Genomic DNA, 14400 nt, shown 5'->3' with positions numbered 1-14400 from the left:
TACTTTGGTTGTTACTTGTTATTATTCCAGGTCTTTACCAGTTTATCGAGTATTTGACTAAGTTGGACTGGTGCGGGGTGATTGATTAGCTGGCGGTTGCGGCAAAGTATTACATGAGGGCGATTGGTTTGGTTCCAACACCTCAGAGTTTTGAATTTGAGAGAATTTAATCCATATTTTTTTATTTGCTTCCTGCAAAGGCTTATTAGTATCTAGAGGGTTCTGGGGATTTATTGAAGTTGTGGTGGCTGGATTCAAGCAACGCTGCAAAAAATGTACCTCAAAGTCGCCAGAAGCAGGTTTGGGATTTGGTTTGGTTTCGATAACTTGTAAAAAAACTCCAGGAGGAAGTGATTCGTTGTTTCCCAAGGAGATTTGATTTTTGGTTTTAATTACCCAGCCAGGAGAAAGATTATTAAGCGATCGCGCTGGGGGTGTCGCTTCGATGCTACCGTTGCGAGTTGGAGTAGGATTTGGAAAAAATGGAAGTAAGCCTGATGGCGATCGCCATTCCTTCACGAACAATCCTAAAGAGCCTGCAACTATCACAAATATTAAAGGAACAATCCACTGTAGCGGTAATTGCACAGGTTTAGCAGGCTCAGTATCTGGAATCACCTGAGTTTTCTGGTTTGGGCTACCTAAAAGTGTTGCGTCTGTCGCCCTGGATTCCAAATCAACAGTTTTGGCAGAATAACTCTCTGGAATAAAAGCTTTGATGGTAATTTCTGGTTCCCAGTATTGGACTTGATAATGGACTAAAGCGATGGTGACATTATCGTGTCCATTTTTAGTATTAGCGATTTCGATTAATCTATCCGCAACATTGGCAATATTTGTTTCCCCAAGTAGAATCGGTAAGATTTCTGTTTCCCAGTATTCTTCCACCCGATCAAAATCACTCAAACCATCGGATGTGAGCAGAAAAATAGCATCTTCGTCGAGCATAAACCTTGTTGATGTGGGGTGTAATGAAGTGCTAGGCCCCATACCTAAAGCCTGGACGAGAGAACCAGCAGAACTTTGTTGTACAGCATCGCGGTAAATGGCATAGCCTAGCCGCACCTCACGGGAAGCGACATCATCATCAAGGGTAACTTGATAACAGCCGTGGCGGGTAATCCAGTAAGCACGACTATCACCTACGTGGGTAATGTACATTTCGTGGGCAACAGGCAATGCCATGACTAAAGTTGTACCCATGCGCTGCCGCCCTTGGCGATTTTCACCGTCATTGCGCTGACTAATTTTATCATTGGCAATTGCCACTGCCTTTTCTAGGTCATTAAGCAGTAATGACGGGTCGATATGGTCATAAGGAACTTTTGTTAGTTGCTGTACCTGCTGCTGGATGGTTTCAATGGCTAAATTTGAGGCGACATTGCCACCTTCGTGTCCACCGATACCATCACAGACAATTGCTAAAGCTGTTGGCTGGGGTGGTTTGCTTACCAAAGTTCCACTAGGGGGGCTACAGGCATCTTCATTGCGTTGGCGACTTGGCCCAGTGTCAGTTTTGGTAATAATTTGGATCGTGGGCGTTTGCGATCGCCCTAACCCTGCCAGTCCCCCATCTAAAACTCCAATTAATTGGTCAGTTGAATTAATTTCTCCCTGAATCAAAGAAAGGCTAACGTGATTCACAAATTCAGTTATGGCTGGTTTGGCTTCATGTACTAACTGCTGCCAAAATTCTCCTAGTTGCGGCAATTCTGGTGAGATTTCGCTGTCAAAACGCAAATCCAATAAACGGACTAACGATCCTTCTACCCGTAATACATAAGAGTCAAGCAAGCTAGAAGCGACACCTTCACTTGCCAGAGGTTGCCACAGATGAGCTATTTGCCATAACCAATTGAGTTGGCGCATTGATGTTGCATCACGCCAAGCGGTGGTTAACTCGTTGCCCAAATACACTTGTTGAATTGTTTCATCTACTAATAGTGGCGGTTTTAATAGTGGCGGTTTTTCTAAGAGTAATATTTCTTTTTCATGGGAGGACTCGTCAGCTATAAAAATCACTCCATATACCTGTGGTACATGTAAGCGGTAGGGAATGAGTCTCAGGTAAGCTCTTAGAGGCTGTAAGTTCTCTAACTCCGGCGTTAACGCTAATAAACCAGGTTTTGTGTCTAAAAGAACAAATTTATCAAGAACTAAATAGCGATCGGCTAATATTTCTCCAGGGCTACCCACACTTGGGGCATCTACCACAGCCCAGAGGTAATTTTTGGGTAAGGGCGTGGAGCATCGTTGGCAAAACTTGTGAGTCAGAGGGTTGGGAGCCTGACAATTTTCGTTTGGACAGTAGAGCGTTGCCGCGTCATTTTCCATAGTTTTCGCACCGATCAGCGATTGGCAATTTCTTTAACAGCATTAGTGGGGACAATCTAGACCGCTCATATTTCTTAAACTTGACATATCCAGACTTTAGATGATGATTTTAGCTGGCGGATATCAGCAGGTGCTAATACTTAAACTTATCCAAAAAATCCGCTCCCCAGTCAACCCTACAGCCTCATCATAGCTTCTATTGCTCTGTGACTATCCATCGCTAAAGCAACTAGCTCCAACCCTGTTACCAAAGCATAACCCAAGCATAACTGCGCCCCAAGCTTTTGCTGAATTATCGCATCATCAACAGGCAGATCGTGTTGGCATTTATTTAGTTTATAAGTAAGATAGCAACAATTAACTTTAATTAAGAATTAAGAATAGCAAATATATTTTTCGCAAAAGTACCTAACCAAAGAAGAAAACTTCTCTCTAAAATATCTCTCCTACCAGGAGAGATATTTTAAATTTTCCACCTTCCCAATAAGGAAAGAGAGTTAGGTTTTTCGCAGGCTTTTCCAGATTGCCTAGATTTTCAGAAAGTTTTAGACAGTCTGCTTGTCGTCAATAGCAACTTGAGGGACTCCCATACTGTAGTTGGTAACGCGGGCAGAAAGATTGTAGCTGATTTCGCCGAGTTGGAGAAGCGATCGCAGATAATGCTCTAAGTCTGACCCCACACGCCGCAAGTTATAGTCCGTGAGGTCTTCGCCACTAGATGCTTCTACTAGTTCATCAAATTTTCGATAAACTTTTTGCAGTGCATCTTCATTCCAGTTAAATTCGTTATCTGGGTCAATATCTAACGTTAAGACCTGTTGACTTGGAACCAGGTCGCCATCCCGGTCAATTTCGCCTGCAAAAATGCGAACATGCCGGGTTGTGGACTTGAGCAGCATCGGGTTATCCATAAAAAGGGTGTAAGATTTCGGTGGATTACACTGAAATTATTGTAAACGCTATATTCAATCTATGAATGCTCTCAATTTACAAGCTTTGAACGCAGTTTCAAAAGGGTATATTGAATGGGCATAAGTAAAAATATCACTTTTACTGATTAACTTACTACTACTGTTAGGAGTTGAAGACACAATTAGCGGCTTGTACTGACAGTAGTCCCATTATTTTTTGTAAAAATTTCTGGGGAAAGTATTTTTATTTGGCGTATACAAACAAGTCAAAGCGGTGTGTGAATCTTACCTAATGGTAGGGATTTTCGTACTTATGAAGCCGAAAAACCAGTAATGTCAGGCACTCACTAGGAATAAATTGATCTGTCTACATTTTTTGATGGAGAACAAAAGTTTTGATTTTAATAATTATGCTCACTAATTTATTCGGAATTTTCTATTGCAAAAAACGTACATCAAGTAATTTTACTGAATAGTGCTACATCGACCTCTGGCTGTAATAAGTTCCAGAAAATTAAGCGATTTTACTTACGTATAAACACTAAAATTAAGGTAACAAGTCAAACTTTTATCAACGTTCACATAAAGTTGATGTAAACACCTTTAAAAAGGTTGCACAACTTCTTACAGAAACTTTATTGTGTAGAATCTTAAAAACTGAATAATGGTTATGGCTTACCATAAGCTACACCTGGTGCAGGAACATCAAAATCTAGACGGTGAAAATTTAGCTTATAAACAAAACACAGGAGAGGGAAATGGAATACAAGAGTGATTGATGAAGAAAAATTCTTAATTCAAGCACTTTGAATTCAAAAGAGATATAACGAATTTTTGCTGGACATCTACCTCCTTATCCTCATAACAACCAAGTAAAGGAATCTCAATAGTTATGAACTCCAAAGCATTACCACGCCAGATAAATAATCTCGAAGTAGGTGTTTATGAGTGCGAAATCCATCTCAAATTCCGGTTGATTGAGGAAAAGAGTCTATTGAGCGATCGCGAACAACTCTTACAGGTGCTACTTGATGCTTTAACCGAAGGTTCTGATGACTTTCTAGAGACACTACAAGCTTCCGTTAAAGCGCAGGAAGTGTCTGAGTTTAAAGCTTCTCCTCAAATGCGCCGTCAGCTTATGCGCTTACGTAATGCTGCTGAAAATCCACAAACTTAAAAGTGTAATTTAAGTAGTGAGAAAACATGAATTGGGCATCAAATCAAATGTTGATCCTATAGCTTTGTTGCAATAAAAACTAATCAGCGAGTAGGATTCATCAGATATTGTGATTTCTACTTTGTGAAAGTCTTATTTAGCAGCACAAAGTCCCAGAAACAGTTTCCTCTATTAAAAACTTTGTAGCAAAGGGTACTGGTAGAATCTAAGAGTCAACTCAGCCGGGTGCATTTTACCGAGTTTTTATCAAAACATTGCAGGAAGAACAAAATTCTGTGTCTTTACAGACGGGGAAGTGGACAACAGGCGCGAATCCAATGAAAACCTAAAAGACCAAAGTAAATATAAATAAACTTTCTTTTAGCTTTTGACTTTAGCTAAGTGCCTGATTTGCTGAAATACTTATGTTTTATCGATTACTGGTAGTAGGTTATGGTTTAGCAGCCAGTTACCTATTACCAATTACCCAGGAGAGGTGGAATGGGGGGATGAGGGAGATAGGAGAATAATTAATAACCAATGCCCAATGCCCAATGCCCAATGCCCAATGCCCAATGCCCAATACTTATTTAGCCAGACCGTGTTCTAGAGCAAAACGAACTAACTCTGTACGGCTATTGGTTCCAGTTTTACTAAACAAACGGCTAACGTACTTTTCTACATTGCGGACACTGGTTTCCAAACGACGGGCAATTTCTTTATTCATCAACCCTTCCGCGACCAAGTTTAAAACACTTTGTTCTCTGGGAGTCAAATCAATTTTAAAAGGGGCTGGCGATTGGGAAATGGCATTTCTTTGAGTTAACAATGCCTTGATTTGGGCAATCTGATTGGCTAGTTCAGCAAGATCGGGGGTTTCAGCATCATCTCCTGTACTTGCGGACTTAGCGATGCGGCGGGCTAGCAAATTTTCGACTATGGCGACTAACTCATCTGGATCGAAGGGTTTGGGAAGATAGGCATCAACACCAGCATGATATCCTTGGATGCGATCGCCTGTCATACCCTTAGCAGTTAAAAATACTACCGGCAGTGCCTGAAAGCGAGGGTCTTCTCGCAGTTGCTTAAGGAACTGGTAGCCATCTACCTGGGGCATCATGACATCAGAAATCACTAAATCAGGTGTATTCATCTGCATCCATTCCCAACCTTCAAGGGCGTTACTGGCGACTTGAACGCTGAAACCGCTCTCTTGCAAATAGTCTTTCACGGCTTCCCGTATCCCTGGTTCATCATCCACCAGTAACAATTGTGCTGACATTTAAAATTTCCTTGAGTTTTCCCTTTTCCAATTTAGCGAAAGTTGACGGTGATTTAACAAGAGGATTGTTGTAATGCCTTGTAAAGGAAGCTGAAGGCAGGAGAAAGGAGGTAGGAATTTAGAACTCACTTTCTTCTTAAAATCCCTGCATGACAACCCAAACTACCCCCGCAGCTACTAGAGGTACGCTGATATTATCTGTGCCGTGGGGTGAGACTGCTTCTGCTAGGGTGGCGAAAGTAGCAGTTATTAGTGTAGTCAACAAAGCCCATCCTAAACTAAAAGGTCTTGCCAGGGGGCTAAGTGACGAACCTGGTAGCAGCAACAGCACCAAGAAAATTGCCACTGCACTCGCCACAAACATTGCTGCCGAACCCTCCCAGGAACGCACAGAATTTCCTACTTGATACTTATGCTGCCCGAAGCGTCTACCGATTAATGCTGCTAGTGCGTCACCCCAGGTCATCGCCATTATTCCAGCTACAGCAATTGGCACACTATCTACTGGCCCGTCTGGTCGCCACAGTAGTCCGAAAAGCAGCGTTACTGAGATAGCGAAATAAACTGTACCGGGTGAGCTATCTTCACTATCCATTGCGCCAATAATTCGGTAGCGGTACAACAGGTAGTGAAGTCCGATAAAGGTAGCAAAGGGTATAATGCCAATTTCCCACCGGTTAAACAGCAGCAGAACACCGAAAACCCACATCCCTGCACCAATATGGATCATCTTGCGGGTCAAATCCGGCTTTACATTAAACAGCCTACGGAGTCCCTCGCCAATAACGAGCAGACTAATCGCGTAAATATAAGAAATTGCTAGCCCGATAAAATCATTGTTTGTCATTGGTCATTGGTCATTGGTCATTGGGCATTGGGCATTGGGAATTGAAAAGAGCGGAGGGGAAAAGTAATCTCCCTGCTCCCTTGCTTCTTCCCTTGTTGTGCTGCTTGTTCATTTAGTGCGATCGCTATTTCGTCTCAGGTTCTTTTCTAGTAACGAAACGCTACCAATACCTTGAAGAATACCACGACCGATTAACCCTAAACCTCTACCAATTATTTGGGTAAGGATGAAGACTATACCGCTACCTACAAAAGATAAGAGTGATTTTAAGCGCGGTGCGATCGCATCACTAAATTCTAGAAGCAATGTCACTATTAAGGGAATATTAGAAAGTTTTGCTAACTCCTGATTTCGGGGCGCATAAACTGAAGTGTTGGCAATACCACGAGGTGCAATTACAAATAGTTCGTAGCGACTTTCAAAAACTGCTTTCGGCTCATCTATATAATTTTTTAAGCGATATTTCCACGACAAATCATTTCTAAAACGTTCAATCTCTCTTGTGGAAATAAATTGCCGCCCATATAAATTTTGTTTAATCACTTCCACATCTGCTAAAGAATTTAACAGTGGTTGCACTACCGCGTTTGCTATCTGAATCAACAAGTTCTCTAAAATCATTAGTGTTTGGGACTTGGCTTCAGCACTCATTACTGGATATGAGGTATTATCAATGTTCAATTCTGTTTGAAATAGTAGATAAGAATACAACTCACAAACTAACGGGATATTATTGAGAATATCTCTTTGCACTACTTCTGTATTTTTTAGTAATAAATTAACAATTTCTATATTTTTATTTCCTATTTTTATTCGAGAAAATCTCCCAAAAAAGTCTGTAATTGATCCTTGCCATAAATCGTATAATAAGGTAATTTTAACTTCATGTAATTGATTAATTTCGATTTGAGACGCACGCAGTTCATCCAACTGTTGAGACAATTTTTGTAGGATAAGATAAAACAATTCTCGTTTTTTATCTTCACGAAAGATGTCAATTTCTAAAGGTACATCTGTGACATTTCGTAAAGGAAATTGAAATTTGGTAATACAAGATGCAAACAATTCAGATTGTAGTGTTCCGGGACTAAGCAATGGTGAGACAGTTTGCCTTTGCTGAATAGCACTACTCAATGAAGGGGTGAGCGGCTGCTCGGCAACGGGAATATGTTCCTCTTGCCTTTCTTGTGATGAAACTAACAACCGATTTAGCAACCAACGAGCCGCTAAGAGTTCTCGCCTCTGTCCAGCTAGAATTGCTCGATCTAATACTGGTAATCCGGGAACTTGTAATTGTGCTGTGACTGCGGCTAGGGTAGCGTCAATGTAAGTAATACCTGACAAACGTAAATTATTTCGTAGTTTAGAAAAAGGGAGTGGGGAAGAGTTAGAAGTGAGGAGTGAGGAGTGAGGAGTTGCGTTCGCCCTTGGCGTTGGCAAAGCCATCGCTTCGATGTCTCGAAACCAATAGAAACCACCATCTGCAACTTCTTGCATGGCGGCGACTAACTCAGGAAGTGGTGTACCTTTGGGGCAGTAGCCATTTACACCAACAGATTTGGCAGCTAATAGTAGTCCTTGTTCTTGAACAGAACTAAGAAGCAAAATTGGCAGATTGGGATATAAGGCTTTGAGTTGCCGACAGAATTGTAAACCTAGCTGCTGGCTGGTGGTAGAGCGACCATTACCGAATTCCAAAACCAGTAAATTTACCTGTTTAGGGTCTTTTTGGGCAATTTCTGCTAAAATCTGCAAAGTGCTGGTATCACTTTCTACTACTCCTGTTACTTCCAGGTTAGGAATTGCTTCCAGAGCTACCCGTAATCCCAGACGAAAAATCGGGTCTTGGTCGAATAACAATAATTTTAAATGGCGATCGCTCATAGTCTATTCAATTACACAAGCACTGTTTTTTACCAATAAGAAAACAACTTTCATACAAACAAAACTTTGTCTCCCTCATTGTTACCTGTTTTCGCAAACTGATAAATCGATCATAATTGCCATAAACAGCTGTCACTGTGTAATTAAATGAACTTGAGTATTCGGCACTGGTTGGCAGAACGCTATATCGCAATCAATTAAATTAGCGGATTTTCGGCGGGGCAATTGGCAGGTATTGCCTACCGGATTTTTCAGGATATGGAAGTCAAAAGCCTTATGCCTTTTGGGGATTTCATTATGTCCTAGTTTGATCGCTCCAGAAGTCGGTTCTCCAGTTGGTGAGAAAATTGACTTGCATCGAGAACATTACCGTGCAAGTTTGATTAAAAATCTCAGTATGCCTTTACTTATAGAATCCTTTACTCTCAAGGATATCTATGTGTCACAAAAAGGCTTGCCAATAGAGGAAAGTATTTTTGATTTAGATAAAAAAGCTTACACCGAGACGGACTGCTAAATGATGAAGTATTGCAATTGGCTGCTAGCACTCCAAAGTCTTCTCTGTTATGGGAAATTTATCATCGCCTGAGCCGATGGTTGTTGGGCTATCCGCTAACTGGTAGGATCAAAACGATGCTATTACGCTCAGGAACAGTTCATATCAACCGGACTCCAGAAGCGATCGCTAATTTACTCGCTAATCGTCATCCCCAATATTTACTTGAGCAGATGCAAGCGATCGCTCTTAAAATTCTACACTCGCAACGTCATCAAATTAATTTAGCTGGTGAATTTAATTCTTTACCAAGGTTTTATTTTAAAATTCAGGATTTAGAAAGTGCAGAAAAAACTAATTTAATTGAGTTTTCGCATATTAAGTTAGGAGAATTTCTTTGTGCTAAAGCTGTGACTGCTGAGTTGAAATTACTGACTCAGTGCCAGAATGAGGCTTATGGCACACTCACTTTTGTGCTTGATTCTCCGAGTAGCGCTGCCCAGCATATTTACAATATTACAAGTAATGTTGACTAGGGTAAATCTTCAGCAGACGAACTTATCTAATGCCGAGTTAATGGGGGCGAATTTGGCTGGACTCAACCTGCAACAGGCGAACCTCGCAGGCGCAAACCTCCAACAAGCTAATCTGACGGAGACAAATCTTAATTTAGCCAATCTCACCAACGCCTGCTTATTTGATGCTATCCTCGGTCAGGCTGACAAAAAATTAGCTGCTGATAATGGTGTTTTGTTTTCCAAAGAGTCGTTTCAAAGACTGAAAAATTTGCGATCGCAGCAACCCTTCTTAAACACTTTCCAAATTACAACCAACCCAGATAATAATTGGAGCAAACTTCCTGCCTTCGGAGTAATTGAAAGCTCCGAAGGCACAATTTTACCAGTAGGTTTATATGATGATGCCGATGATGAAACAGTCTTTGGCAATAACTCCATTGATGACAGTAATGCATATTAGCAATTAGGCATTGAGCATTGGGTATTGGTTATTTCCCCTTTCGCCCAGTCCCCTTTCGCCCAGTCCCCTTGCTCCCAGTCCCCTTGCTCCCAGTCCCCAGTCCCCAGTCCCTAACCGTCTTCTGGGTTACGGTAGCCAACAAAATTAATACTGTATTCAGTAATTCGCACTCCTGTTTCTTCTTCAATTTTGCGGATCAAATCTTCTGGTAGTTCTACATGAACATCAAGAATTTGATTTGTATCCACACAGTTAATATGACTGTGAGAGTCACTGATATTGCCGTATAAACGCCCATCACAGCGTTCAATACATTCAATAATGCCCTGACTGGATAATGCTTCTAAATTTTGATAAACAGAGGTATGTCCGATCTCTTTACCCTCTTGGTTCAAGCGATCGTAAATCTCTCTAGCAGAAAGATGTTCATTTGCTTGCCAAAGTAATTCCAGAATAAAGCGACGCTGACGACTAACGCGCATACCGAGGATTTGACACCTATCTAGCGCATCTTCTAGAGAACGAATTGGTTTTGTAGAAATTGTTTGTTTTTGCATATTACAGCTTGTTAACTGTTGAGGGAATTTTCCCATTTAAATTTTTATTGTTTATTTAATATATGCAATAATATTGCACACCATTGTTCTACCTGTACTTATGTTTTGGCTTGTGATGCTGCGGAAGTAACAGGTGGCGATAAATAATAATCTATTTTTTGCTTATTGATGGCTACTTTGTCAGACCTTAATCTAAAACAAACTCATTACAACTTTAACTTAAAATTGATATAAATGTCCACCTTGAGGCAGGCGTTGCCTTTCTCAAGTCGGCTGATGCTAATGGCATACTATGTAATCGGTGTAGTGATTTTTTAGTTAAATAGTTAAATACAGCACTTACCTCATAACTTTGGTAAGTAGAACGGTGTAAACAATTCAATGTTTGTAGCAAGGACTTTATTCCTAAGAAAAGGGCTAAATCCCTTACTACGAGCTAAATTTATCTAGCTTTATATTAGTGAACATAGTTTGATTTATTCAAAAGCATTTGAAGTAACCAGAGTGAATCTAGAAGGTCAGACTTTTCTATAAACCTTGTTTTAGGTTAATTAATTAACATCAAAAAAGTAAGTAGTCGAGAATAATAGAACTTACGCAAAAAATATCCCAAACCTTGATTTTCCGATAGGGGCAATTCATGAATTGCCCCTACCGCGTGTAGTTTTGCGTAAGTCTTAAATAAATCAAAGTATGTTAATTATTATTTACGTTGCTCTACTTATTAATAAATACTAATTTAGGAATTAGGAATTAGGAATTACGAATTGTTAATGTAGCGTCAATGCCTGAAAGCTGCTACTGTAGATTCTCGATCCTACAGTTGAGCAAAAAGAAAGTGGCTGCTGAGTCAAAGACAATTGCGATCGCACTCAATAATGACTTCATTAACAATCTTGATCTGTCGCCTGCCTCAACGGTGATTGAACAACTGCTGCAAGATGGGGTTGCATCCCATGAACAGCAGCTACGCTTTGATATCAATTACGATCTCGAACCTGGCGATCCACGAGAACTCTCAGAAATTCCAGAAGTACGCCTGTGGTTTGTGCGCCTAGATGCCAAATACCCCTGGTTAGCATTTTTACTAGATTGGAAAGCTGGAGAATTTGCTCGTTATGCCGCCATGCTAGTACCACACCAGTTCAGTTCCAAAGATGGTATTCAGTATAATCCTGAAGCCTTAGAGATATTTTTGATGCACAAAATCTTTATTTTAGGTGATTGGCTCAAACAGCAGGATATCCCCAGCCTCTCGCGGTTGAAGTCCATGGCCCAAATGCTGGGTTATGAATTAGATGATGCTTTTTTTGAGATATTTTGATCCTGAAATAACCGCAAAATCTAGCTGTCACAACCAGGTTTTGCGGTCATTCAACAAACACATAACTACATTGGATATCCAATAGACTGATTGCAGAAATTGGGAGAAACTGCTGGTTTAGCCAACCCAGATTTTCTCTAAAACTGCGTTTGGTGAAATATCCTCTGTTTTTCCCGTAGGGGATTTAATGGGCAGAAATTTGTCATTTTTCGGCAACAACTTAGCTGGATCGGTAGGCCCAAATAGGGCAATGGTATAGGTTTGGACTGCAACACTCAGTTGTAGTGCCGGACTATCAGTAGACAACATCAAATTTGCACCGGCGATTATAGCAGTTAACTTGCCAATATCATCCGGGGCAGTCACCTTGATATCTGGAGAAGACCCCAGAAGCGATCGCACAAACTGCTCATCGTCAATTCCCTTAACAACCACCACAGGCAGATCCGGCTGCTTGTCTTGGAAGCCTTGAATAATTTGATGCCAACTTTGGACAGGGTAGATTTTATCCAGTTCTTTAGCCTGGGATAACTGTCCAGAACCGCCATGAATCAAGATATAGCCTGTTTCATGTACGCCTAAGCGTTTTTGTTCATTTTGTGCCCACTCAATATCTGGTTTTGGCACATTTACTGCTAATTCTGGAACAGGGCTATTTATTTCCAATGGTTGCAGCAAATCGTGATATACTGCCGCCGCATACTGGGATACTTTAAATGGCACAGCATGGGTCAGAAAAACCGAACCTTTGCCTTTGTAGCCAATACGTATGGGAATTCCCGTCAACCAGAGTAAAAGACCGAGCAACCAAATTTGCTTCACAGCAATGACAACATCGTATTCGCGATCGCGAATTATCCCGACCAAATTACCCCAATCTGCCAGACTGTTACGGTCTTGAAAATCAAAGTTCAGCACCTCGTGAACTGACTTGCTCACTCGGTAGGCAGCCTTTGACCGGGGTTCAACAATGACATCTATCTGAGCGTTAGGGTAATGGCGCTTCAGGTCATCTAGAGTCGGAAAGAAGAGAATTTGGTCGCCAATTCCGCCAGGTACAAGGGCTACTACTCGCATAATATTTATTGACGCTTACTCGCTCCTTATTTTAGGGGAAAATATATAGCTTAATGATTGAGGAATTCTGTGTATTTACTAATTCCAGCTGCGGGAATCGGAAAAAGAATGGGGAGTAACCGCAATAAACTCCTTCTAGAAGTGCGATCGCAACCAATTATTGCTTGGACTCTATTAGCCGCAGAAGCCGCCGATACAATCAGTTGGATCGGGATTATTTCTCAGCCTACCGATTGGCCAGACTTCAGGGCAATTCTCGCCGAGATCAAGCTCACAAAACCAGTGCAATTGATTCAAGGTGGTTCCACCCGTCAAGAATCTGTTTACAATGGCTTGCAGGCTTTGCCAGTAGCCGCAGAACAAGTATTAATTCATGATGGCGCTAGATGTCTCGCCACACCAGATTTATTTAACTCTTGTGCCGAAGCCATTCGCCACTGTCCCGGTTTAATTGCTGGTGTACCAGTCAAAGACACTATCAAAGTTGTGGATGGACAAGGCATAATTCAAGAAACACCAGATAGACAAAAATTGTGGGCGGCACAAACTCCCCAAGGATTTGATGTCAAGTTGTTGAAACAGTGCCACGCTGAAGGTATCCGGCAAGGTTGGGAAGTAACTGATGACGCGGCTTTATTTGAAAAGTGCGGTCTTGAAGTCCGAATTGTCGAGGGAGAGGAGACGAATTTAAAAGTGACAACTCCCCAAGATTTAGCGATCGCAGAATTTATTCTCACAACTAGAGGAGTTTGAGGGATTAGGGATTAGGGAATTGGGAATTGGGAATCCTAAATTTGAGGGCTAACAATATTTTGACAATTTACGATATAATGCCACACACTTGTTGATTGTTAGTTGTCATGTACTAATGACCAATGACCAATGACTAATGACTAATTACTAAATGATTACAGCCACAGCGACGAAGATAGAAGCAATTCTGTATTTAAAGGGTAAACCCTTGTCGCTCGGCGAAATCGCCGAGTATGCCGCGTGCGATCGCGCCACTGTCAAAGAAGGCATGATTGAACTCATGGACAATTATGCCCACCGAGATAGCGCCCTAGAGGTAATAGAAACCCCCGATGGTTACAGTTTGCAACTAAGGTCTGATTTTCATGATTTAGTGCAAACGATGATACCAGTAGAATTGGGAGTAGGTGCATTACGGACTTTGGCAGCGATCGCCCTCAATAGTCCCATACTCCAGAGCGACTTAATTAACCTGCGCGGTTCAGGAGTTTATCAACACGTTCCAGAACTCGTAGAACTTGGTTTTATTCGCAAACGCCGAGACAGCGATTCTCGCTCCTACTCACTCCAAGTAACCCCAAAATTTCATCAGTATTTCCAAATCGAACAACTCCCACAAATACTTTCCACCACCCAGAAGGAAGAACAACTAGAACTAGAACTAGAGGGAGTAGGGAGTGGAGAGTAGAGGCTGGGGACAAGGGGAATACCCAATTCCCAATTCCCAATTCCCAATTACAATGACTTAATACCCGTGGTGAATGCGCTAGCCTTGTACTATGGTTTAGAGTAGAGTTAGCA

14 protein-coding genes are annotated in these 14400 nt (G+C 41.4%); 7 read left to right on the top strand and 7 right to left on the bottom strand.

The window, feature by feature from the left end; genetic code table 11:
• Positions 1 to 57: 57 nt before the first annotated feature.
• Positions 58 to 2334, bottom strand: a complete 2277-nt coding sequence (locus V7K38_RS21665; RefSeq protein WP_334860485.1) for a protein phosphatase 2C domain-containing protein — start codon at positions 2332 to 2334, stop codon at positions 58 to 60.
• A gap of 545 nt (positions 2335 to 2879) precedes the next feature.
• Positions 2880 to 3245, bottom strand: coding sequence for an NAD(P)H-quinone oxidoreductase subunit M (locus V7K38_RS21660; RefSeq protein ID WP_334860483.1), 366 nt, complete (start codon positions 3243 to 3245; stop codon positions 2880 to 2882).
• Positions 3246 to 4137: 892 nt separating this feature from the next.
• On the opposite strand from V7K38_RS21660, the gene V7K38_RS21655 reads away from it, so the two are divergent.
• Positions 4138 to 4422, top strand: a complete 285-nt coding sequence (locus V7K38_RS21655; protein WP_069070488.1) for an Npun_R1517 family heterocyst differentiation transcriptional regulator — start codon at positions 4138 to 4140, stop codon at positions 4420 to 4422.
• Positions 4423 to 4987: 565 nt separating this feature from the next.
• Here V7K38_RS21655 and V7K38_RS21650 read toward each other — a convergent pair.
• The 3 genes from V7K38_RS21650 to V7K38_RS21640 all read right to left on the bottom strand — a co-directional run bounded on the left by V7K38_RS21650 (position 4988) and on the right by V7K38_RS21640 (position 8414).
• Positions 4988 to 5683: a response regulator transcription factor gene (locus V7K38_RS21650; protein ID WP_334860482.1), complete on the bottom strand. Its 696-nt coding sequence runs from the start codon at positions 5681 to 5683 to the stop codon at positions 4988 to 4990.
• A 136-nt stretch (positions 5684 to 5819) separates the two neighbouring features.
• On the bottom strand, positions 5820 to 6530 hold the full coding sequence (locus V7K38_RS21645) for a diacylglycerol/polyprenol kinase family protein (RefSeq protein ID WP_334860480.1): 711 nt from the start codon (positions 6528 to 6530) through the stop codon (positions 5820 to 5822).
• 108 nt (positions 6531 to 6638) lie between these two features.
• The gene (locus V7K38_RS21640) at positions 6639 to 8414 is read right to left on the bottom strand and encodes a DUF3685 domain-containing protein (protein ID WP_334860478.1); all 1776 of its coding nucleotides are present in this window, start codon (positions 8412 to 8414) and stop codon (positions 6639 to 6641) included.
• Positions 8415 to 8697: 283 nt separating this feature from the next.
• On the opposite strand from V7K38_RS21640, the gene V7K38_RS21635 reads away from it, so the two are divergent.
• The 3 genes from V7K38_RS21635 to V7K38_RS21625 are packed head-to-tail and all read left to right on the top strand — an operon-like array spanning position 8698 to position 9888.
• Positions 8698 to 8931 carry a hypothetical protein gene (locus tag V7K38_RS21635; protein ID WP_334860477.1) on the top strand — a complete coding sequence of 78 codons (234 nt, stop codon included), beginning with the start codon at positions 8698 to 8700 and terminating at the stop codon, positions 8929 to 8931.
• A gap of 17 nt (positions 8932 to 8948) precedes the next feature.
• Positions 8949 to 9446 (top strand): hypothetical protein, encoded by a 498-nt coding sequence (locus V7K38_RS21630; protein WP_334860476.1) that lies wholly within the window; start codon positions 8949 to 8951, stop codon positions 9444 to 9446.
• Positions 9436 to 9888, top strand: a complete 453-nt coding sequence (locus V7K38_RS21625) for a pentapeptide repeat-containing protein (RefSeq protein ID WP_334860475.1) — start codon at positions 9436 to 9438, stop codon at positions 9886 to 9888. Before V7K38_RS21630 ends, V7K38_RS21625 begins: the two co-directional genes overlap by 11 nt.
• Positions 9889 to 9998: 110 nt before the next feature.
• On the opposite strand, the gene V7K38_RS21620 is transcribed toward V7K38_RS21625, so the two are convergent.
• Entirely contained in the window at positions 9999 to 10445 is a 447-nt protein-coding gene (locus V7K38_RS21620; RefSeq protein ID WP_334860474.1) for a Fur family transcriptional regulator, read from the bottom strand.
• 838 nt (positions 10446 to 11283) lie between these two features.
• Here V7K38_RS21620 and V7K38_RS21615 point away from each other — a divergent pair.
• On the top strand, positions 11284 to 11769 hold the full coding sequence (locus V7K38_RS21615; RefSeq protein WP_334860473.1) for a CRR6 family NdhI maturation factor: 486 nt from the start codon (positions 11284 to 11286) through the stop codon (positions 11767 to 11769).
• A gap of 117 nt (positions 11770 to 11886) precedes the next feature.
• Here V7K38_RS21615 and V7K38_RS21610 read toward each other — a convergent pair whose 3' ends face one another.
• Positions 11887 to 12846 (bottom strand): glycosyltransferase family 9 protein, encoded by a 960-nt coding sequence (locus V7K38_RS21610; protein ID WP_334860472.1) that lies wholly within the window; start codon positions 12844 to 12846, stop codon positions 11887 to 11889.
• Between the two features lie 69 nt (positions 12847 to 12915).
• Between V7K38_RS21610 and ispD the strand changes: the two genes are divergently transcribed.
• On the top strand, positions 12916 to 13599 hold the full coding sequence (gene ispD / locus V7K38_RS21605; protein WP_334860471.1) for a 2-C-methyl-D-erythritol 4-phosphate cytidylyltransferase: 684 nt from the start codon (positions 12916 to 12918) through the stop codon (positions 13597 to 13599).
• Between the two features lie 151 nt (positions 13600 to 13750).
• The gene (gene scpB, locus V7K38_RS21600) at positions 13751 to 14287 is read left to right on the top strand and encodes an SMC-Scp complex subunit ScpB (RefSeq protein WP_334860470.1); all 537 of its coding nucleotides are present in this window, start codon (positions 13751 to 13753) and stop codon (positions 14285 to 14287) included.
• The last annotated feature ends 113 nt before the right edge of the window (positions 14288 to 14400 follow it).

The organism is Nostoc sp., from assembly GCF_036917465.1.
In the GTDB taxonomy this organism is placed as follows: Bacteria; Cyanobacteriota; Cyanobacteriia; order Cyanobacteriales; family Nostocaceae; genus Nostoc.
This window is presented reverse-complemented; position numbering and strand designations above follow the sequence as displayed.